The 20,113-nt window shown below is 68.2% G+C and carries 17 protein-coding genes and 2 tRNA genes; 5 read left to right on the plus strand and 14 right to left on the minus strand.

Annotated elements, in window-relative coordinates; genetic code table 11:
• Window positions 1-2: 2 nt before the first annotated feature.
• Window positions 3-710, minus strand: a complete 708-nt coding sequence (locus ABD932_RS22665; RefSeq protein ID WP_345015351.1) for a class E sortase — start codon at window positions 708-710, stop codon at window positions 3-5.
• A 19-nt stretch (window positions 711-729) separates the two neighbouring features.
• On the minus strand, window positions 730-1,506 hold the full coding sequence (locus tag ABD932_RS22670) for a DUF881 domain-containing protein (RefSeq protein ID WP_345015352.1): 777 nt from the start codon (window positions 1,504-1,506) through the stop codon (window positions 730-732).
• Window positions 1,507-1,648: 142 nt separating this feature from the next.
• Here ABD932_RS22670 and crgA point away from each other — a divergent pair, with 142 nt between their 5' ends.
• Window positions 1,649-1,903: a cell division protein CrgA gene (gene crgA, locus ABD932_RS22675; RefSeq protein ID WP_126393517.1), complete on the plus strand. Its 255-nt coding sequence runs from the start codon at window positions 1,649-1,651 to the stop codon at window positions 1,901-1,903.
• A gap of 314 nt (window positions 1,904-2,217) precedes the next feature.
• On the opposite strand, the gene ABD932_RS22680 is transcribed toward crgA, so the two are convergent.
• Both ABD932_RS22680 and ABD932_RS22685 read right to left on the minus strand, forming a co-directional pair.
• Window positions 2,218-3,105: a rhomboid family intramembrane serine protease gene (locus tag ABD932_RS22680; RefSeq protein WP_345015411.1), complete on the minus strand. Its 888-nt coding sequence runs from the start codon at window positions 3,103-3,105 to the stop codon at window positions 2,218-2,220.
• A 108-nt stretch (window positions 3,106-3,213) separates the two neighbouring features.
• The gene (locus ABD932_RS22685; RefSeq protein WP_126393516.1) at window positions 3,214-3,741 is read right to left on the minus strand and encodes a peptidylprolyl isomerase; all 528 of its coding nucleotides are present in this window, start codon (window positions 3,739-3,741) and stop codon (window positions 3,214-3,216) included.
• A gap of 325 nt (window positions 3,742-4,066) precedes the next feature.
• Between ABD932_RS22685 and ABD932_RS22690 the strand changes: the two genes are divergently transcribed.
• The gene (locus ABD932_RS22690) at window positions 4,067-4,780 is read left to right on the plus strand and encodes a DUF5324 family protein (RefSeq protein ID WP_345015353.1); all 714 of its coding nucleotides are present in this window, start codon (window positions 4,067-4,069) and stop codon (window positions 4,778-4,780) included.
• Window positions 4,781-5,489: 709 nt separating this feature from the next.
• Here ABD932_RS22690 and ABD932_RS22695 read toward each other — a convergent pair.
• A tRNA-Ala gene (locus ABD932_RS22695) sits at window positions 5,490-5,562 on the minus strand.
• Window positions 5,563-5,744: 182 nt separating this feature from the next.
• Between ABD932_RS22695 and ABD932_RS22700 the strand changes: the two genes are divergently transcribed.
• Complete coding sequence (locus tag ABD932_RS22700) at window positions 5,745-6,293, plus strand: helix-turn-helix domain-containing protein (RefSeq protein ID WP_250083590.1); 549 nt, start codon at window positions 5,745-5,747, stop codon at window positions 6,291-6,293.
• Between the two features lie 314 nt (window positions 6,294-6,607).
• Window positions 6,608-8,362: a serine/threonine-protein kinase gene (locus tag ABD932_RS22705; protein ID WP_345015354.1), complete on the plus strand. Its 1,755-nt coding sequence runs from the start codon at window positions 6,608-6,610 to the stop codon at window positions 8,360-8,362.
• Window positions 8,363-8,570: 208 nt separating this feature from the next.
• Here the strand turns inward: ABD932_RS22705 and ABD932_RS22710 are convergent, their stop codons facing one another.
• On the minus strand, window positions 8,571-9,920 hold the full coding sequence (locus ABD932_RS22710; protein WP_345015355.1) for a hypothetical protein: 1,350 nt from the start codon (window positions 9,918-9,920) through the stop codon (window positions 8,571-8,573).
• 253 nt (window positions 9,921-10,173) lie between these two features.
• The gene (locus ABD932_RS22715) at window positions 10,174-10,302 is read right to left on the minus strand and encodes a DLW-39 family protein (RefSeq protein WP_003999697.1); all 129 of its coding nucleotides are present in this window, start codon (window positions 10,300-10,302) and stop codon (window positions 10,174-10,176) included.
• A gap of 346 nt (window positions 10,303-10,648) precedes the next feature.
• Between ABD932_RS22715 and ABD932_RS22720 the strand changes: the two genes are divergently transcribed.
• Complete coding sequence (locus tag ABD932_RS22720) at window positions 10,649-11,029, plus strand: DUF6344 domain-containing protein (protein WP_345015356.1); 381 nt, start codon at window positions 10,649-10,651, stop codon at window positions 11,027-11,029.
• Window positions 11,030-11,258: 229 nt separating this feature from the next.
• Here ABD932_RS22720 and ABD932_RS22725 read toward each other — a convergent pair whose 3' ends face one another.
• The 7 genes from ABD932_RS22725 to recF form a co-directional block, all read right to left on the minus strand.
• Window positions 11,259-12,011: an AAA family ATPase gene (locus ABD932_RS22725; protein ID WP_345015357.1), complete on the minus strand. Its 753-nt coding sequence runs from the start codon at window positions 12,009-12,011 to the stop codon at window positions 11,259-11,261.
• Between the two features lie 78 nt (window positions 12,012-12,089).
• Window positions 12,090-12,166 (minus strand) — tRNA-Ile (locus ABD932_RS22730).
• Between the two features lie 111 nt (window positions 12,167-12,277).
• On the minus strand, window positions 12,278-13,090 hold the full coding sequence (locus ABD932_RS22735; protein ID WP_345015358.1) for a DUF3566 domain-containing protein: 813 nt from the start codon (window positions 13,088-13,090) through the stop codon (window positions 12,278-12,280).
• A gap of 18 nt (window positions 13,091-13,108) precedes the next feature.
• Window positions 13,109-15,706 (minus strand): DNA gyrase subunit A, encoded by a 2,598-nt coding sequence (gene gyrA / locus ABD932_RS22740; RefSeq protein WP_345015359.1) that lies wholly within the window; start codon window positions 15,704-15,706, stop codon window positions 13,109-13,111.
• A 42-nt stretch (window positions 15,707-15,748) separates the two neighbouring features.
• The gene (gene gyrB, locus ABD932_RS22745) at window positions 15,749-17,809 is read right to left on the minus strand and encodes a DNA topoisomerase (ATP-hydrolyzing) subunit B (protein WP_345015360.1); all 2,061 of its coding nucleotides are present in this window, start codon (window positions 17,807-17,809) and stop codon (window positions 15,749-15,751) included.
• Window positions 17,810-18,321: 512 nt separating this feature from the next.
• A complete protein-coding gene (locus ABD932_RS22750; RefSeq protein ID WP_345015361.1) occupies window positions 18,322-18,885 on the minus strand; it encodes a DciA family protein in 564 nt (187 codons plus the stop codon).
• On the minus strand, window positions 18,882-20,003 hold the full coding sequence (recF, locus tag ABD932_RS22755) for a DNA replication/repair protein RecF (protein ID WP_345015362.1): 1,122 nt from the start codon (window positions 20,001-20,003) through the stop codon (window positions 18,882-18,884). Before recF ends, ABD932_RS22750 begins: the two co-directional genes overlap by 4 nt.
• Between the last annotated feature and the right edge of the window lie 110 nt (window positions 20,004-20,113).

Raw genomic sequence — 20,113 nt, forward strand, 5'->3', positions numbered from 1 at the left:
GACTAACGGCGCAACGCTTCCGGTTTCCCGGCCTCCACAGGCTGCGTGGAGTCCAGATGAGCCCACACGATCAGCCGATGACTGTGCCCCCACTCCGGATCACACGTGGTCAGGGTCAGATAGCGGCCCTCACGCGTGTACCCCGACTTACGGGGCACAGCGTCGATCACCTCAATGTCGGTGGGCAGGGTTTTGTAGGGGCCTTTGTCGATCCGATACGTGAACCAGGTAGTCCCGTCGGTCAGGACCACGGCGTCACCGGGGCGCAGCTTCGGGAAGTCCTTGAAGGGATCGCCGTACGTACGCCGGTGGCCGGCCACCGAGAAGTTGCCCTTCTGACCCAGCTGGGCGGTGTTCGCGTAGTGGCCGAGACCCTTCTTGAGGGTCTTGGTGGCAGTCCCTTCGAGAACCGGCTTGTTCCACGTGAAACCAAGGCGCGGGATGTACATGATCGCGAAGGGCTCGTCCGCGGCGTACGGGGCCGGCTTCGGCGGACTGGCGGTCGCGCCCGGACTCACCGAACCGTCAGGCGCCCCGGCGGTCGGCCCTACCGCCCCCTGCGCCCACTGCTCCTCCAGCTGATCAATCTGGTCGTCCATGACGTTGTCGGCCTTCACGCCGGTCCAGAACAGCACATAGACGACGAAAAGGACGACCACCGTCCCGAAGGTGATGCACAGTTCGCTGACGGTCCTGACGACGACACGCACCGGCAGCTCCAGAGAGGAGTCACTCCACGGGCTTGGCGTACTGCAGATCCACTGTGCCCGAGTAGCCCGGCAGAGTCACCGTCCCGTCCTCGGTGACTTTCCAGCCGAGACCGTAGACATTGACGTACACCATGTAGTTCTGGATCGCCGGCGACGCCGCGAGCGCCTTCTGCAACACCTCCGGATCACCCACCGCCGTGATCTTGTACGGCGGCGAATAGACCCGACCCTGCAGAATCAGCGTGTTCCCCACACAACGCACAGCACTGGTGGAGATCAACCGCTGGTCCATGACCTTGATGCCCTTGGCACCGCCCTGCCACAGCGCATTGACCACCGCCTGCAGATCCTGCTGGTGAATCACCAGATAGTCCGGCTGCGGCTCCGGATACCCGGGCAGCTTGGCGGTGGCATCCGGCGGGGCGTCATTGAGCGTGACCGTGATCGCCTCGCCCGTCACCTTCTGCGTACCCGCACTCCGCTCCAGCGCCGCCAGCTTGTCGTCCTCGGCCTTCGTACTGCCGTCGTCCCGCTCCGCCAACGCCTCCACATCGTCACGCAGGGCGCCATTGGTCTCATTGAGCCGGCCGTTCTCGTGACTGCGCTCCTGGATGAGGTCCGAGAGCTTCAGCAACGAGGCGTCCGTACGGATGTCCGTGCCCTTGGCCGTGTTGAAACTCGTGAAGAAAATCAGCCCCGCGAGAGCGAAGACAGCCGCGGTGAGCACCCGCACCGGCCGGAAACGGCCGCGGACAGGACTGGATCCAGTCCCGGGGGAGTCGGCAGAATTGCTCAACGTACCCTTATCTCCTTCGGCGCCGCGGAAGCACTACGCTAACGGACGCCCGGGGGAGCAATCAGAGTCCCCTTGTACGCTGCCCCGGAGCCAGCCACAGTTCCCTGCGCGGCCACGCAGCGCATCGACAGGAGAGACCCTCGTGCCGAAGTCACGTATCCGCAAGAAGGCCGACTACACGCCGCCGCCGTCGAAGCAGACGACGTCCATCAAGCTGAACAGCCGCGCCTGGGTCGCGCCCGTGATGCTGGCCATGTTCGTCATCGGCCTGGCATGGATCGTCGTCTTCTACGTGACCGACGGTTCACTGCCCATCGACGCCCTCGGCAACTGGAACATCGTGGTGGGCTTCGGCTTCATCGCGGCGGGATTCGGCGTCTCCACCCAGTGGAAGTAGCGGTCGACGCGACGGCCACGTCGCGGTGAACATAGCTCTGCCCAGGGCTATCCGCTGAGTTATCCACAGCCTTGCAGCAATTTCCACAAGCTGACTGGGGAAAAGACGACGATCTGTGGATAACCCATCGAGCGTTGACGCCGGTATGACTGCCACACCGGCCCCTCGGCGCCAACCCGAATGCATGTACGCCCCCTGTCTGACCTGCGGAAACAAAGGTCACTGACAGGGGGCACACCTATCCCCGCACCGTGCGCACAAGATCCGCCACAGACTGTGGACAACAGTGCCGCTCACGTGGATAACCGTGGGGCTCAGGTGAGCTGCAGCGTCCTCAGCACGGTCACCAGGACAATCACGGCCAGGACCAGCGCGCAGGTGCCGTACTGGACCAGGGCCCGACGTCGGCGCGGTGCGTGGACCATGGCGTAGCCGATGATGACGCCGGCGACGAGGCCGCCGATGTGGGCCTGCCAGGAGATGTTGAATCCGGGGCTGAAGGTGAAGATCAGGTTGATGACCAGCAGCGCGATGATCGGCCGCATGTCGTAGTTGAGGCGGCGCATGAGGACCGCGGTGGCGCCGAAGAGGCCGAAGATGGCGCCGGAGGCGCCGAGCGTGGCCGTGGTCGGGGAGGCCAGCAGGTAGGCCAGTGCGCTGCCCGCGAGGCCGGAGCAGAGGTAGAGCGTGAGGTAGCGGGCGCGGCCGAGGGCGGCTTCGAGGGGGCCGCCGAGCCACCACAGGCTGAGCATGTTGAAGGCGATGTGCCAGGGGGCCTCGTGGGTGAACATCGAGGTCACGAGGCGGTACCACTCGCCTCCGGCGACGCCTTCGGTGGGGCTGACGGGGGCGGGCGGCCAGGCGCCGAGGAGGACGAGGTCGTTGCGCAGGGCTTCGCTGGTCTGGACGGCGATGAAGATCGCGAGGTTGATCCCGATGAGGATCTTGGTGAGCAGGCGGGGGTCTGCGGTGATGGTGCCGCCGGCGATGGTGCGGGGCCGGGCGGCGTCGGGGGCGTGTCCGGTGCCGGAGCCGCCGCGTACGCAGTCGGGGCATTGGAATCCGACGGAGGCGCTGACCATGCAGTCGGGGCAGATAGGGCGTTCGCAGCGGGTGCAACGGACGCCGGTCTCGCGGTCCGGGTGTCGGTAGCAGACGGGCAGGCTCTGGGCATCCTGTGAGCTGCCGGCCGGCTGGTCCATGAGGTCCCCTAGGTCGTCGTACGCGATGCACGTCCTCATGCATCGCCCCGCTCTTCCTTACGGACGAGCGGGGCGTTTGGTTCCCTGTGGGAGGTGTCGGACTCAGCCTTAGCGGGTCTCGACGACGACCGACTCGATGACGACGTCATTGAGCGGTCGGTCGGTGCGCGGGTTGGTCTGGATGGTCGCGATGGTGTCGATGACCTTCTGGCTGGCCGCGTCGGTGACCTCGCCGAAGATGGTGTGCTTGCGGTTCAGCCAGGTCGTGGGGGAGACCGTGATGAAGAACTGCGAGCCGTTGGTGCCCGGGCCGGCGTTGGCCATGGCCAGCAGGTACGGCTTGTCGAAGGAGAGGTCCGGGTGGAACTCGTCCTGGAACTGGTAGCCGGGGCCGCCGGTGCCGTTGCCCAGCGGGTCACCGCCCTGGATCATGAAGCCGCTGATGACCCGGTGGAAGACCGTGCCGTCGTAGAGCTTGGCGGTGGACTTCTCTCCGGTGGCGGGGTTCGTCCACTCACGCTCGCCCTTGGCGAGCTCGACGAAGTTCTTGACCGTGATCGGCGCGTGGTTCGGGAGGAGCCGGACCTCGATGTCGCCGTGGTTGGTCTTCAGGGTGGCGTAGAGCTGCTCGGCCACGATCTGCCTTCCGTTGTCTTCCTGTGACCCCCTGATCCTCGCATGGACGGCGGCTTACGTCGCCCGGCACCCGTTCACCGGCCCGCAACCGTGGCGATCGCTTGCAGAAAACCGGTCGAGAAGGCCCGTGGCGGGGGCGCGAAGCGGCGAACCGTGGCATTGTCGACGACAAGCCCGCGTTGGCCCGCATTAATCCGTTATTGCACTTGATCTAGTCGATCGGCACCCATATGCCCGCCCTCACATGCCGCGTTTCGTTCTGGCAGGCATGATCCGTAAAAGGGTGGAAAGTCGAAAACCGTACGCCACCGAGGAGGAGGATCCCGTGACCCGCATTGACAGCGTGCGCGCCGCGACCGGCTCGGCGAAGGACAGCGTGCTGCACGCCGCGGAAGTGGTGGCGCCCTACGCCGACACCGCCAAGGACCGGGCCGCGCACTATGCGCACGAGGCACGCGTACGACTCGCGCCCGTGGTGACGCAGGCCACCGAGCAGGCCCGCGCGCAGGCTCTTCTGCAGTACGGGGCGCATGTCGCGCCACGTCTGGAGCAGGCCCGTTCCCATGTGCCGCCGAAGGTCGACCAGGCCGCTCATGAGGCTGCCGTCCGTACGCGTAAGGCTGCCCGGCAGGCCGCCGTCTACTCCAGGCCGAGGATCGAGCAGGCCGTAGCCGCGGCGGTGCCCGTCAAGGACGAGGCGGCCGCACGTAGTGCCGCCGCGTTGGCGGCGCTGCGCGGGCAGGTCTCACCGAAGGAGATCCAGAGGCTGGTCCGCAAGCACGAGAGGCGCGCCAAGGCGGGTAGTGCCGCGAAGGTGCTGGCGGTGGTCGGTGTCCTGGCGGGCGCTGCCTTCGCGGCCTGGAAGTGGTGGGACAAGCAGGCCAACCCGGATTGGCTGGTCGAGCCTCCCGCCGCGACCGAGGTGCCCGAGTCGGGCCGTCTCGCTTCGGTGGACGGCAGTGGCCAGTCCGACCTGGATCCCGAGGTCCAGGCGAAGGAGGCAGAGGAAGAGGCGGCCCGGCGCGACGAGGGCCGGTGATGTGAGGGCCGGCGTCGGCCGGCCCGGTGAACTCGACTGTGGGGCGGGAGACTTGAGGGTCTTCCGCCCCACGGCGATGTTTCACGTGGAACATCGCCGTCAGGCCCTCGGCTGTGGTGTGAGCTGGGCTGTGGCTCCGTCGGTGTGATGGCAGGGGCCGAGCCCGCTGCCGTGCTCCAGCCGAGCTCGAAGTGCGGGTGGAGCACGCCCATCTGACGCATCGGCAGTTGCCCGATCCGCCCGGCGTACGCGGCGGGGTTCCCCTTGGTCGGTGTGTTGCTCGGTACCTTCGGCAGCTGCCCGAAGGCGGCGTCCACGGCAAGGACTGACTCATGTCTGCCCCCGTCGGCCCCGGGACGTCACGTGTTTACGCCCTCCGCCCACGATGACGTTTGCAACGGCCCATGTGTGCAAGTCCCGCACAGATTTTCTTAACGGAACGCATCTTTCTGATTACCGAGCCGCTTTTATGCCAGCTCACACACGGCTGCGCTCCGCAGCACGCCACCGTGGCGCCACATCGGCCACCTACTCAATCAGCGCGCGGACTGGATTCACCCGACCCGTTTGCGCAAACATCTGCAACGTGACTGTCTCCAGTCACGTGACACACGTCACCCGGGGAGTGGCCCATCGGGGACCGCGGCGTGGGGACCTGGAATGCAGAAACCGGCCAGAGGCCGCTTGGGCGTCTGACCGGTCCGAGGAGTGGAGCCTAGGGGAGTCGAACCCCTGACATCTGCCATGCAAAGACAGCGCTCTACCAACTGAGCTAAGGCCCCGGAAGAGGCACGTCCGGCCGGAAGAACCACACTCCGGCGGGCGCCGCAGACCAGAGTACCGGGTCGCCCCCCGTATCTCGCAAAAAGATTGGGGGTCCCGATGAACGACCACTCTCCGTAAGATGCTCGGCGTGGTTCGCTACAGCGAACCACGGTTTTTGGGGAAGCGATGGGGAGACGCAATGGACGCCGCACAGCAGGAAGCCACCGCAAGAGCGCGGGAACTGCAGCGGAACTGGTACGGGGAGCCGCTGGGGGCGCTCTTCCGTAAGCTCATCGACGATCTTGGTCTCAACCAGGCTCGTCTCGCGGGGGTACTGGGACTGTCCGCACCGATGCTGTCGCAGCTGATGAGCGGCCAGCGGGCGAAGATCGGCAATCCCGCCGTGGTCCAGCGGGTGCAGCTGCTGCAGGACCTGGCGGGGCAGGTCGCGGACGGCAGCGTGAGCGCGGCCGAGGCCACCGACCGCATGGAGGAGATCAAGAAGTCGCAGGGGGGCTCGGTGCTCAGCAACACGACACAGACGACGAGTAGTTCGGGGGCGCCCACGGTCAAGCGGGTGGTCCGCGAGATCCAGTCGCTGCTGCGCTCGGTGGCGGCCGCGGGAGACATCATCGAGGCCGCGGACACCCTCGCCTCCAGCCACCCGGAACTGGCAGAGTTCCTCCGGGTGTACGGCGCCGGCCGCACCTCCGACGCGGTCGCGCACTACCAGTCCCACCAGAACTGACCCTGAGGCCCCGGTCGCCGAAGGGGGTTCGGCAGCCGGGCCGACGGCCTGCGTTCTGAGCGGCACGAGGGGGTCGTGCGGTTCAGCGGCCAGGTCACACGGGCGTCTGGCCGACGCGTTCGCGGTGAGCTGCACGACGGGGGCGTGTAGCTCGGCGAGGAGGGTCGGGCCGGGAGTCGGTGACGGGGGAGTCGGCAGAGAGAGTCCCGGGAGGGAATCCGTCCGGGGGCGAAGATGCCGGCGAGGGGGAGTCGTATCGCTCGTCGAGGGGGAAGCAAGGGGGGTAACCGAAGGGGGAGGAGCGACGCACAACCATGGGTGAGGTCTTCGCCGGCCGGTACGAACTGGTCGACCCGATCGGACGCGGAGGCGTCGGCGCCGTCTGGCGTGCCTGGGACCACCGCCGCCGCCGGTACGTGGCTGCCAAGGTGCTGCAGCAGAGCGACGCGCACTCGCTGCTGCGGTTCGTCCGCGAGCAGGCACTCCGGATCGATCATCCCCATGTGCTCGCGCCCGCCAGCTGGGCCGCCGACGACGACAAGGTCCTGTTCACCATGGACCTGGTGGCCGGTGGTTCGCTGGTCCATCTCATCGGGGACTACGGCCCCTTGCCGCCCTCCTTCGTCTGCACGCTCCTCGACCAGCTCCTCGCGGGTCTGGCCGCGGTGCACGCGGAGGGTGTCGTCCACCGGGACGTCAAGCCGGCCAACCTGCTCCTCGAGGCCACCGGCACAGCGCGCCCGCGACTGCGCCTGTCCGACTTCGGTATCGCCATGCGGCTGGGCGAGCCGCGCCTGACCGAGACCAACCTCGTGGTGGGAACGCCCGGTTACCTCGCGCCCGAGCAACTCATGGGCGCGGAGCCGGACTTCCCGGCCGACCTGTTCGCGGTAGGACTGGTCGCGCTGTACCTGCTGGAGGGCGCCAAGCCTGACGCCAAGGCGCTCATCCAGTACTTCGCCGAGCACGGAACTCCCGGTGCGCCCAAGGGAATTCCCGAACCGCTGTGGCAGGTCGTGGCCTCGCTGCTGCAGCCGGATCCGCATGCGCGGTTCCGCACGGCCACGGGTGCGCGCAAGGCTCTCGCCTCGGCCGCGGAGCTTTTGCCGGAAGCCGGTCCCGACGACGAACTGATCGAGATCTTCGACCAACTCGGGCCACTGCCACCGGGGTACGGGCCGGGCGGGCCGCTCAAACCCGCTCCGGGAGTCGTAGCGGGCAGGGGTGGCTCCCGGCAGTTCGGGGCGGGCACGGTGGGGGCGGATGTCACCGGGTCCGTATCGAGGGGCGGCGACTCCGGACGGACGGGGGCCGGCTTTGCGCCGACAGACAGCGGGTCCGCCGGCACCGCATCGAGCGATCCACGCCGGGGCGTCGCCCGGCCGATTCCTGCTGCTGACGTCACGGCGTCCCAGTCCTGGCGTGCCCCGCACATGCCGCCGCCGGGGCCCCAACCGTCCGCTGCCCAAGAGTCGTCCGTCCCCCCACAGTCCGGCGACAGCAGCGGGCCCCGGAGCATGTCGGACACCGGCAGCTTCCATCTGCCGCCGCCTCAGGACACCGGGTCCTCCCCTCAGACTCGAACGCCCCCTCCGCAGCCGTACCCGGTACAGGCACCACTCCACCCGCAGGCGCACGGCCCGGGACAGCCAGAGCAAGCTCAAGGCCAGGCACAGGCACGCCAGGACGCGCGGTACCACTCCGCTCACGTCTCCCCCTACGACACCACGCACGTCCTGTCCTCCCCTCCTGCACACGCACCGCAGTACCCGGCCCAGCCCTCGACGCAGACGCCCACGCCGACGCCGACACCCACGCCGTCGCCGACGCCGACGCCGCACCAGCTCGTCGATGCCTCTACTGCTTCGTACACCGCCCAGAGCCCGCAGGTTCCGCCTTCGGCGCCCCCAATTCCGCAGCAGCACCGCCGCGGCAGCCATCGCGCCGCCCGCCGCACCCCCCAGGACCTCGCACGCCGCCCCGGCCCGCCCGCCAAGGTGGCGGTACCGCTCCTGCTGCTGGCGCTGGCCTGCTACGCCGTGGGGTTCTGGGCGCTGGCCCACATCTGACAGCGCTGACCGCGGGCCCTTAGCTCACGGTCCCGCCCCTGCGAATCCGTGATCGTCTATCCCCCGGCCTCGGCCCTCAGCCCCCGGCCCTCAGCCCGAGAACCCGAGAGCGCCCGAGCCGCACACCCCACGCAGGACCTCCACCCGCCCTGCCAGACCCCACCCTGCCCAGACCCCGCCGCTCCATCGCCCCGCCGCCACGCCCGCCCTACCAGGCTCCAACCCTCCGCCGAGCCACCACCGCCCACACCCCCAGCACCACCAGCACCAAAGTCCCCGTCCCGATCCCGCTCACCGCGAGCACGGTCATCGCAGCGTCACCGTCGCTCCCGGTCCCGTCCGCAGGCCCGTTCGCCGCGGCCGCTTCCCGGTCGCTCGCCGAAACCTGGAAGAGACCCTCGGGCTCGGACTCCCCCGCGTAACCGGGACCGGCCGCCTCCTCGCCACCCACGCGCACGCGCAGCGTCAGCTCGAACGGCCCGTCGCCGTACCTCTCGGCGATTCCGGCGGCGAGGTGGACCACGAGGTAGTAGGACCCGGCGAACCGCATGGTGCGGAACCGTTCGGGGTTGCCGTACCGGTTCTCGTATGCGACCGGCGGGAGGGGGTCGAGTTCGGCGGCCGTCCGTTTGCCGTTGTAGTTGGCGCTCGTGTCGTCGACGAGGCCGCGCGCGGGGTTGTAGAGCGCGAGGTTGAGGGCGCCGACCGTGTATCCGTCGCCGTTGCTGGAGCCGCCCAGTTCGGCGGTGGCGTACAGCTGTCGGCCCCAGTCGAGGGGCACCTTGTAGAAGAGCGTTCGGCCGGGCTCGATGTCGGAGCTCCAGACGCCCTGGCCGATGGATACCGCCGAGGCGAAGCCGGAGCCGCCTTCGCGGGGCACGTCCTCGTCGGTGAGGGGGGCCGGGGAGGCGGAGTTCCAGGCTTCGGGGGCGCTCGTCTCGCCGGTCTGTCGCAGGGACGGCTCCGAGGTGGCGAAGAGCTCCAGGTCCCAGGTGTCCGGCGTGGAAGTCGCCGCACGGACGCGCTCGACGATCACGTCGTAGGTGCCCGCGCTCTTGCAGCGAGTCCGGTGTGCGGAGACTTCGCGCACGCCCCACGCCGCGATAGGACGCGCGCTGCGGACGGCGTCGAAGGTCTCGGTCTTGAGGGAGCAGGGACGGCCGTCGGGGTCCTCCACGGACACCCTGATGCCGTCGCGAGCGGTGACGGTGCTGCCGGGGGCGGGGATCGCGGTCACGGAGACGTACGTGACAGAGGTGGCGTCGAGGTCGAGGCTGTAGTGGATCTGTCCGCTGCTCGGCAGGGAGCTCTTGTACGTCGCGCCGGGCGTGAGGGCCGCGGCGTCGGTGGTGCTCGTCGTGCCCGTGACGGGCCGGGCGTCCGGTGCGAAGGCGTAGGGGCTGGGCGTTCCTGCCGCGAGTGCGGGCTGGGCCGGCAGGGCAGCTGTTGTGCACAGCAGCAGGGCCGCGCCGATGAAGGCCGCACGGGCGCGTGCCGAGCGCGAGGGATGACCACCCCGCGCCCTCTCGCGGCGCCACCACGCCGTACGCCGCCCCATCACGCGCCACCCCTGTCGTCACCGGACCATGGACGTCGGCCATCCTGCCCAGCGCGGCCGCGCGTCACCCACGCAATCCGTACGACCGTCCGAAACGCCCGGCTCTAAGGCATCCGGATCGCTCCCGCAACTCGACGCAACGGCACGACGCGGCGGCACTCCACGGCCGGGATCTCAAGCGCCGCGCGCCCCGAGCACACAAAACCCCGACCGCGAGGCGGCCGGGGTCTGCTTCAGATTCCGATGTGATGGCTCACGAACCCGTGGGCACGGAGTCAGTCGCCTCCGTCCACAGATCCTGCTCGGCGCGATCCGCCTGGATCTGGCGGTACACGAGGAGCCCGCCGATGGCGGCCAGTGCGACCAGGAGAAGCTTCTTCACCGCGCGACCTCGTCTTTCTTGACGTAAGGGACCTCTGGCGCCCGACTATACACACCGACCGATATCGATCGGTGACCTGCGTCGGATGCTCAACTGCCGTTGGGAACAGCGCAGTAGAAGCGGATTGCGCCGCTCCGATCGGAGGGTGATCACACCTCGACAGACGGTGACTTTCTCCCCTTCCCCTCACCTACTGCACTTTCTATGACTTTCCAGGCTTCTTACGCCCATCCGGGTGGTGTTCATCTGAAGATCGACGCGCCACGGGCGTCGGTCCATGACTTCGCGGCCCCCATACACATCATGAGGAAAGTACGCAAATCGCCCAACCCGAAAGTGAGGGGCCATGGCCAGGAACAAGGTCATGAACCTGTGGACCAGCATCGTCACTGCCTTCCTCGCGCTGTTCACGGCGCTCGGATTCGTCACCACCAGCAACGCCGCGGCCGTACCGAACACCGAGACGACGCGCAGGAGCGACAGCGACGACGGCGACCGCAACACGATGCAGTTGACGGTGCCGGCGATGCCCCAATGGGCGTGGTCCTATGCCAGATCACTGCCTCCCACGATGAAGCAGCGCATCCGCGCCGAGGCCCATGGCAGAACCCCCAGCTGCCGGCACCGCCCGCTCACGGAATCGGAAGCGGCAACGGCCACCTCGGCCACCGGCGCGTGCGACTCGGTCGACGCCCCGGACCGGCCCCTGGTCCCGCACCAGCGCTGAACCGACGACTCGCCCCGAGCCGTCACGTCTTCTCCTGAAGCAGCACCACCTCTTGTCCCACTGCACCGACACAGCGAGCTTGCGTACACAGCACCGCTGACCAGCACGCGTTTGCCACACCACTGAGCAGCACGCTCATGCGCACCACTGAGCAGCATGCTCATGCCGTACCGCAGAGCAGCACCCCTTGATGCCGTAACCCTCATGACGAAGGCCCCTACGGCGAACCTCATCCCGCTTCGACGATGTGTCGGAGATAGGCCCACGGGTCGTTGAGGTAACGCCTCCAGTGGTCGACGAGTTCCAGATCCCGCCAGCCGGCGGGACGCATTCCGTGGTCGCCCACCTCGATGATCTCGGCGCCGGGCAGCGCCGTCAGCACGGGTGAGTGCGTGGCGCAGATGATCTGCGCACCGGAGCGCCCCAGTTCATGCAGCAGCGCGACGAGTTGAAGGCAGGAAGCGAAGGACAGCGCGGCCTCGGGCTCGTCCAGGACGTACAGCCCCGGCTCCCGGAACCGCTCCCGGAAGGCCATCAGAAAGCCTTCGCCGTGGCTCATCTCGTCCACGGCCCCGGACACCCTTCCCGTCCGCTGCTCCCGGCCCAGCGCGTCCAGCGCGGTCTCCGCCCGCAGGAAGAAGCCTCTGCGGCGCGTGCGAGGCCCCTGCAACATACGGCGGCCGGTCGCGGTCGCCTCGAAGCGTATCCGGCCGCCCAGTGCCGACGGCTCGCGCCAACTGGCGTACTTGTAGCCCGCGGATCCGCCCCAGGAGTCCAGCCCGAACCCCTCCGCCAGCGCCTCGACCAACGTCGACTTGCCCGAACCGTTCTCCCCCACCAGGAACGTGACCGGCGCGGTGAATCTCAGGCCGTCGTCCAGCAGCTGCCGCACGCACGGAACCGACCACGGCCACGGTCCGTCCTCCCCGTCTGCCCCCAGCTCGCCCTCGGCGACATGCGCGTATGCCCGTTCGACGATCATGCCGCCAGGCTCTCATCCGGCACTGACAACCGGGCATGCAAAAGACCCCCGGTCCGTGTGGACCGGGGGTCTTTTCGCTGGTGGGGCTAACAGGATTTGAACCTGTGGCCTCATCCTTATCAGGGATGCGCTCTAACCAACTGAGCTATAGCCCCGCCGCGCTCTGCGGTGTGTGTCCCGCGCGCTGACTCCTGAAGATTAGCGCACGACTGGGGCAGTCCCAAAATCGGTTGTCGGAGGACCGTCAGCCGCGGTTTAGCGGCAGGTCACTCGTCCTCCGCGAGCGTCAGCTCCACGCCGCCCACGAAGCCGGCGGAGAGGTTGTAGATGAAGGCGCCGAGCGTCGCCAGCGCCGTCGCGAGGACGACGTCGATGACCGCGATGATCGACGTGAACATCAGGACGTGCGGCAGCGACAGGAAGGACTGCAGGTCGAAGCCGTTCGACTCGTTCGAGCCGGTCGCCTCGGAGATCGTGCCGCCGACCGTCGAGAAGACGCCCATCGCGTCCATGACCATCCACAGCACCGCGGCCGCGACGATCGTGCAGATGCCCAGCGCGATGGAGAGCAGGAAGCTGACCTTCATCACCGACCACGGGTCGGCCTTGGCCACGCGCAGGCGCGCCTTGCGGGTGCGGGGCGCCGTACGCGCCCCTGTGCGCGGCCGACGGACCGAAGCGGCCGGAGCATCCGTCTGGTAGGCCTGCGGCGGGTGGTAGGGCCCCGCGGGCTGCTGCGGCTGGCGTTCCCCGGGCAGCGGCGACGCCGGCGGCGCCTGAGCCGCCTGCTGCGCCCCTGAAGGCGCGGGCTGGGACTGAGGCTGCGGCTGGGCGCCCGGAGCCGCCCCGGCCGCATACTGCTGGGCCTGCGGGCCTCGGGTGTCCGTCACGGGTCCCCCCTGGGATCCAGGTGCGTCGGGCGAGGACGGGTTCTTCGCGGACGGCTTGATCGCCTTCAGCTGGGTGGTGTGCGGGTCCGCCGCACGCGCGGCGGAGCCACGGCCGCCGCCGTCCGTGTCCTTACCGGCCGTAGAACCGGTCGAGGTACCGGACGATCCGGCGCCCGTGGCTCCGCTCACGATGACTCTCTCCTCGTGCTACTCGGCCGAGGGTGCGTCACCCTCGTCCGTGCCGATGGTCGTGGCGGCACCCTCGGCGGTCTCGTCGTCGGCAATGTCGCCGTCGACCTCCTCCGCCTCGCGTCCCGCCTCGGCGTTACGAGCGATACCGACCACGGCATCGCGCTTGCCCAGGTTGATCAGTTGGACGCCCATGGTGTCACGGCCCGTCTCCCTGACCTCGTTGACTCGCGTACGAATCACACCGCCGCCCAGCGTGATGGCGAGGATCTCGTCGGTCTCCTCGACCACCAGCGCACCGACCAGCGATCCGCGGTCCTCCACGATCTTGGCGGCCTTGATTCCGAGGCCACCGCGACCCTGGACGCGGTACTCGTCGACGGGGGTTCGCTTCGCGTACCCGCCGTCGGTGGCAGTGAACACGAACGTACCGGTTCGAACAACATTCATCGAGAGCAGCTCGTCTCCCTCGCGGAAGCTCATGCCCTTGACGCCCGAGGTGGCGCGGCCCATGGGACGCAGCGACTCGTCCGTGGCCGTGAACCTGATCGACTGCGCCTTTTTGCTGATCAGAAGCAGATCGTCGTCGGCCGAGACGAGTTCGGCGCCGATCAGTTCGTCGTCCGAACCGTCCTCGCGCTCACGCAAGTTGATCGCGATCACACCGCCGGAGCGGGGCGAATCGTAATCCTTCAGCGAGGTCTTCTTCACAAGTCCGGCCTTCGTGGCGAGCACCAGGTACGGCGCCGCCTCGTAGTCGCGGATGGCGAGGATCTCGGCGATCGCCTCGTCCGGCTGGAAGGCCAGCAGGTTCGCGACGTGCTGTCCACGCGCGTCACGGCCGGCGTCCGGCAGCTCGTACGCCTTCGCCCGGTACACCCGGCCCTTGTTGGTGAAGAACAGCAGCCAGTGGTGCGTCGTCGAGACGAAGAAGTGGTCGACGATGTCGTCTTCCTTGAGCTTCGTACCGCGTACGCCCTTGCCGCCGCGCTTCTGCGCCCGGTAGTCGACGGTCTTGGTGCGCTTGACGTAACCGCCGCGCGAGACCGTGACGACGATGTCCTCCTCGGCGATCAGGTCCTCGATGGACATGTCACCGTCGTAGGGCACCAGCATGGTCTTGCGGTCGTCGCCGTACTTCTCGACGATCGCGGCGAGTTCCGCGCTGACGATGCCGCGCTGGCGGACCGGCGAGGCGAGGATCTCGTTGTACTCGGTGATCTTCGCCTGGAGTTCGTCGTGCTCCTGGATGATCTTCTGGCGCTCCAGGGCGGCCAGTCGGCGCAGCTGCATCTCGAGGATGGCGTTGGCCTGGATCTCGTCGATCTCCAGGAGCTCCATCAGGCCCGTGCGCGCGATGTCGACGGTGTCGCTGCGCCGGATCAGCGCGATGACCTCGTCGATGGCGTCCAGGGCCTTCAGCAGGCCGCGCAGGATGTGCGCCCGCTCCTCGGCCTTGCGCAGGCGGAAGCGCGTACGGCGGACGATGACCTCGATCTGGTGCGTCACCCAGTGCCGGATGAACGCGTCCAGGGAGAGGGTGCGCGGGACGCCGTCGACGAGCGCCAGCATGTTGGCGCCGAAGTTCGTCTGCAGGTCCGTGTGCTTGTACAGGTTGTTCAGGACAACCTTGGCGACCGCGTCGCGCTTCAGCACGATGACCAGGCGCTGACCGGTGCGGGACGACGTCTCGTCGCGGACGTCCGCGATGCCGCCGATCTTGCCGTCCTTCACCAGGTCGGCGATCTTCTGCGCGAGGTTGTCGGGGTTGACCTGGTAGGGCAGCTCCGTGACCACCAGGCACTGGCGGTTCTGGATCTCCTCGACCTCGACGACCGCGCGCATGGTGATGGAGCCGCGGCCGGTGCGGTACGCCTCTTCGATGCCCTTACGGCCGACCACCAGGGCGCCGGTCGGGAAGTCGGGGCCCTTGATGCGCTCGATGAGTGCGTCCAGGAGCTCCTCGTGCGAGGCCTCCGGGTTCTCCAGGTACCACTGGGCGCCGGCCGCGACCTCGCGCAGGTTGTGCGGCGGGATGTTGGTGGCCATGCCGACCGCGATACCGGCCGAGCCGTTGATCAGCAGGTTCGGGAAGCGGGCGGGCAGGACGGTCGGCTCCTGGGAGCGGCCGTCGTAGTTGTCCGTGAAGTCGACGGTCTCCTCGTCGATGTCACGGACCATCTCCATCGACAGCGGCGCCATCTTGCACTCGGTGTAGCGCATGGCCGCCGCCGGGTCGTTGCCCGGAGAGCCGAAGTTGCCGTTGGAGTCGACGAGCGGCATGCGCATCGACCACGGCTGGGCGAGGCGCACCAGGGCGTCGTAGATCGAACTGTCGCCGTGGGGGTGGTAGTTGCCCATGACGTCGCCGACCACGCGCGCGCACTTGTAGAAGCCGCGCTCGGGGCGGTAGCCGCCGTCGTACATCGCGTACAGGACGCGGCGGTGGACGGGCTTGAGGCCGTCGCGGACGTCCGGCAGCGCACGCGAGACGATGACGGACATCGCGTAGTCGAGGTACGAGCGCTGCATCTCCGTCTCGAGCCCGACGGGCTCGACACGCTGGGCGATGTCGCCGCCCTCGTCAGGCGTGACGGGAGTGTTCTCGTCGGTCATTGCTGGTGAAGATCCTTCCTGGTGCGGTCAGCTGAGACCGACTCAGATGTCGAGGAAGCGGACGTCCTTGGCGTTGCGCTGGATGAACTGGCGGCGGGCCTCGACGTCCTCGCCCATGAGGACCGAGAACAGGTCGTCGGCCTGGGCGGCGTCGTCGAGGGTGACCTGGCCCAGGACGCGGTGCTCCTGGTCCATCGTCGTGATGCGCAGTTCCTCGGCGTTCATCTCGCCGAGACCCTTGAAGCGCTGGATCGAGTCCTCGCGGACGCGCTTGCCGCGCTGACGGCCCATCTCGATCAGCGCGTCGCGCTCGCGGTCGGAGTAGGCGTACTCGACCTCGTCCCGGCCCCACTTGATCTTGTAGAGCGGGGGGCGCGACAGGAACACGTGCCCGGCCTCGACCAGCGGCCGCATGAAGCGGAACAGGAAGGTCAGCAGCAGGGTGTTGATGTGCTGGCCGTCGACGTCGGCGTCCGCCATCAGGATGATCTTGTGGTAGCGCAGCTTCTCGATGTCGAAGTCCTCGTGCACGCCGGTGCCGAAGGCCGAGATCAGCGCCTGGATCTCCTGGTTCTGCAGGATCTTGTCGATCCGCGCCTTCTCGACGTTGAGGATCTTGCCTCGGATCGGGAGGATCGCCTGGTACTCCGGGTTGCGGCCGGACTTGGCCGAGCCGCCGGCGGAGTCACCCTCGACGATGAAGATCTCGCACTTGGTGGGGTCGTTCGACTGGCAGTCGGAAAGCTTGCCCGGCAGGGACGCCGTCTCCAGCAGGCCCTTACGACGCGTCAGGTCACGGGCCTTGCGGGCCGCCACGCGCGCGGTGGCCGCCTGGATGCCCTTGCGGATGATGTCCGCCGCCTCGTTCGGGTTGCGGTCCAGCCAGTCCGCCAGGTGCTCGTAGACGACCTTCTGTACGAAGGTCTTCACCTCGGTGTTGCCCAGCTTGGTCTTGGTCTGGCCCTCGAACTGCGGCTCGCTCAGCTTCACCGAGATGATCGCGGTCAGACCCTCGCGGATGTCGTCACCCGTGAGGTTGTCGTCCTTCTCGCGCAGCAGCTTCTTGTCGCGCGCGTACTTGTTGATCAGCGAGGTGAGCGCGGCGCGGAAGCCCTCTTCGTGCGTACCGCCCTCGTGGGTGTGGATGATGTTGGCGAAGGAGTACACGCCCTCGGTGTAGCTGCTGTTCCACTGCATCGCGACCTCGAGGGACAGGAGCTTCTCCTTGTCCTCCGCCTCCAGGTCGATCACGGTGGGGTGCACCACGTCTCCCTTGCGGGAGTTGAGGTACTTCACGAAGTCGACGATGCCGCCCTCGTAGTGGTAGTCGACCGACCTGACCTCGGCCTTCTCGTCGGCGCCCGCCTCGTCCGCCCCCGACGTCGCCTTGGCCGACTCGCGCTCGTCAGTGAGTTTGATCCTCAAACCCTTGTTGAGGAACGCCATCTCCTGGAAACGCCGCGAGAGCGTCTCGAAGGAGTAGTCGGTGGTCTCGAAGATGTCCGGGTCGGCCCAGAAGGTGACCGAGGTGCCGTGCTCCTCGGTGGCCTCGTGCTTGGCGAGCGGGGCCGTCGGGACGCCGAGCTTGTAGTCCTGCGTCCAGCGGTGGCCGTCGGTCTTGACCTCGACGGCGACCTTCGTCGACAGGGCGTTCACCACGGACACGCCGACGCCGTGCAGACCACCGGAGACCGCGTAGCCGCCGCCGCCGAACTTGCCGCCCGCGTGCAGCACGGTCAGCACGACCTCGACGGCCGGCTTGCCCTCGGACGGCACGATGCCCACCGGGATGCCACGGCCGTTGTCCACGACCCGTACACCGCCGTCGGCGAGGATCGTCACGTCGATCGTGTCCGCGTGCCCGGCAAGCGCCTCGTCGACGGAGTTGTCGACGACCTCCTGCACAAGGTGGTGCAGGCCGCGCTCGCCGGTCGAACCGATGTACATACCGGGTCGCTTGCGGACCGCGTCCAGACCCTCGAGGACGGTGATGGCGCTGGCGTCGTACGAGGCGGTGACCTCGCCGTTCGACGAGGTCATCGCGCCGTTGGCGCCGGCGTCGGTGGACGGGATGTTCTCGTTGGGGTTGCCGGAATCGGCCACGAAGCGCCCTTTCTGGCACAGCACGAGCCAGGCTCGTCGGCGGGTTGCCGGAGCGGCTGCGGCATGTTGCGTTGGTAAGCCTTGATCAGCGTTGCTCAGCTTTTCCCGGCGGTCCCCACGTTTGGGGCGGGATTGGCCTCCAGTCTACCGGTAGCGCCGACAGTGATGGGGGTTTGCCGGTACCTGAGTCCGCATGTGCCGCCCTGAACCCGGCTCGGCCGACTCCCGATATGCGGATGGGGGCTCCAAGAGGCTCACGGAGCCACTCAGCGCTTCCGGCCGTCAACCCTTGGCTACTTCGGAGTCAGGTCGCGATTCGCAACCGCGTGCGGTTGCACGAGGAGGAGGTCGCCGGCGGTACGCCGTGACCGCCGGCGGCTACTGATGTGATGTCTGTCACCTGTGGCCGACGGGGCTCCGGGGACCGCTGTGACGGCCGCAGGGCAAGCCCGATTCACCCGTTGCCGCACAGCCGCTCACCACCCCGCGCCGGGCCGATCAGCCCTAGGTGATCAGCCGTAGGTGTCGCCGGGACCCGTGCTGCCGGGCGCGCGCAGCGGGCCGTAACGGCGGGCCGGGCCACCGGGGCCGTTCACCTTGATCTGCCGCACCGCGCCATGGCCCAGGTCCTCGTTGAGCCGGGCGACCAGCGTCGGGGCCAGCAGCCGCAGGTTCGTCGCCCAGGCCGTCGAGTCACAACGCACGACCAGGACCCGCTCGTCCTCGTCGTACTTCTCCGGCACACAGTGCTTGGCGACGTCATCGCCGACGATCTGCGGCCACCGCCCCATCACACCGCCCACCGCGGCCGGCGTCTCCCACCCCCGCTCGGTGATCAAGCGGTTGATGGCAGAGCCCAGCGCCATGGGGTCACGACCGTCTGCCCGCGCGCCGGAGCGCAGACCCCCTCGCCGCGCCTGCTTCTTCTGCCGCGCCGCGTCCCCACGCGCGCGTGCCTGCTCCTTGGCCGCACGCAACGCCACGCGCGCAAGGTCGACGCCAGAAGGTTCGGGAGCCTTCTCGGGCGCACTTCCGGACAGATTCTCGGACGGGTTCTCGGACGGTTTCTCGCTCATACGCGCTCCACCGCCCCCTCGGACACCGTGTACCGCGCCCCAGCCAGCACATGCGGTACGTCGTCGTCGACCGCGGCCGTCACCAGGACCTGCTCACCGGGCGCCACCAACTCGGCCAGACGCTCCCGACGACGGGCGTCCAGCTCGGCGAAGACGTCGTCGAGAACCAGCACCGGCTCGTTGCCCTCCGCCCTCAGCAGGTCGTACGACGCCAGACGCAGCGCCAGCGCATAGGACCAGGACTCACCGTGGGAGGCGTATCCCTTGGCGGGCAACTGACCGAGTTTGAGAAGCAAATCGTCCCGATGCGGGCCTACGAGCGTCACACCCCGCTCGATCTCCTGCTTACGCACCTCGGCGAGCGCCGCCATCAGCTGCTCGAAAAGATCCTCACGGGTGTGCGCCTCACCGGGAGCCGACGGCTTGTACTCCAGCGCGACCGGGCCACCGCCCGGAGCCAGCTGCTCGTACGCCTTGTCGGCCAGCGGCTGCATCGTCGCGATCAGATCGAGGCGCTGAGCGAGCAACTCGGCGCCCGCACGCGCGAGATGCTGGTCCCAGACGTCCAGCGTGGACAGATCCATCGTGCGGCCGCCGTGCCGACGGGCCAGCGCCGCCGTCTTCAGGAGGGTGTTGCGCTGCTTGAGGACCCGCTCGTAGTCGGAGCGGACGCCCGCCATGCGCGGAGAGCGAGCGGTGATCAACTCGTCGAGGAAACGGCGCCGCTCACCCGGATCGCCCTTGACCAGAGCGAGATCCTCCGGCGCGAACAGAACCGTACGGACGATGCCGAGAACGTCACGCGGTCTGACCTGCGACGACCTGTTGATGCGAGCCCGGTTGGCCTTGCCCGGATTCAGCTCCAGCTCGACCAGCTGCTGCCGCTCGCCCTGCCGCACCTGCGCCCGGATGATCGCCCGCTCAGCACCCATGCGCACCAGAGGGGCGTCGGAGGCGACGCGATGGCTGCCCAGGGTGGCGAGATAGCCCACGGCCTCGACGAGGTTCGTCTTGCCCTGGCCATTGGGGCCGACGAACGCGGTGACGCCCGGGTCCAGTGGAACTTCGACCCGGGCGTACGAGCGGAAGTCGGCCAGCGACAGATGCGTGACGTGCATGGTCGTTCGCCGACCTCCCCCAACAAGTGCGTCAACTTTCCCCAGTTGTGGACAACCGGGTCACCCCCGAGGGTGCCAGGGTGCCATCCCCAGGGTGTGGATTACTTCTG

The organism is Streptomyces shaanxiensis (assembly GCF_039537145.1).
Classification (GTDB): domain Bacteria; phylum Actinomycetota; class Actinomycetes; order Streptomycetales; family Streptomycetaceae; genus Streptomyces; species Streptomyces shaanxiensis.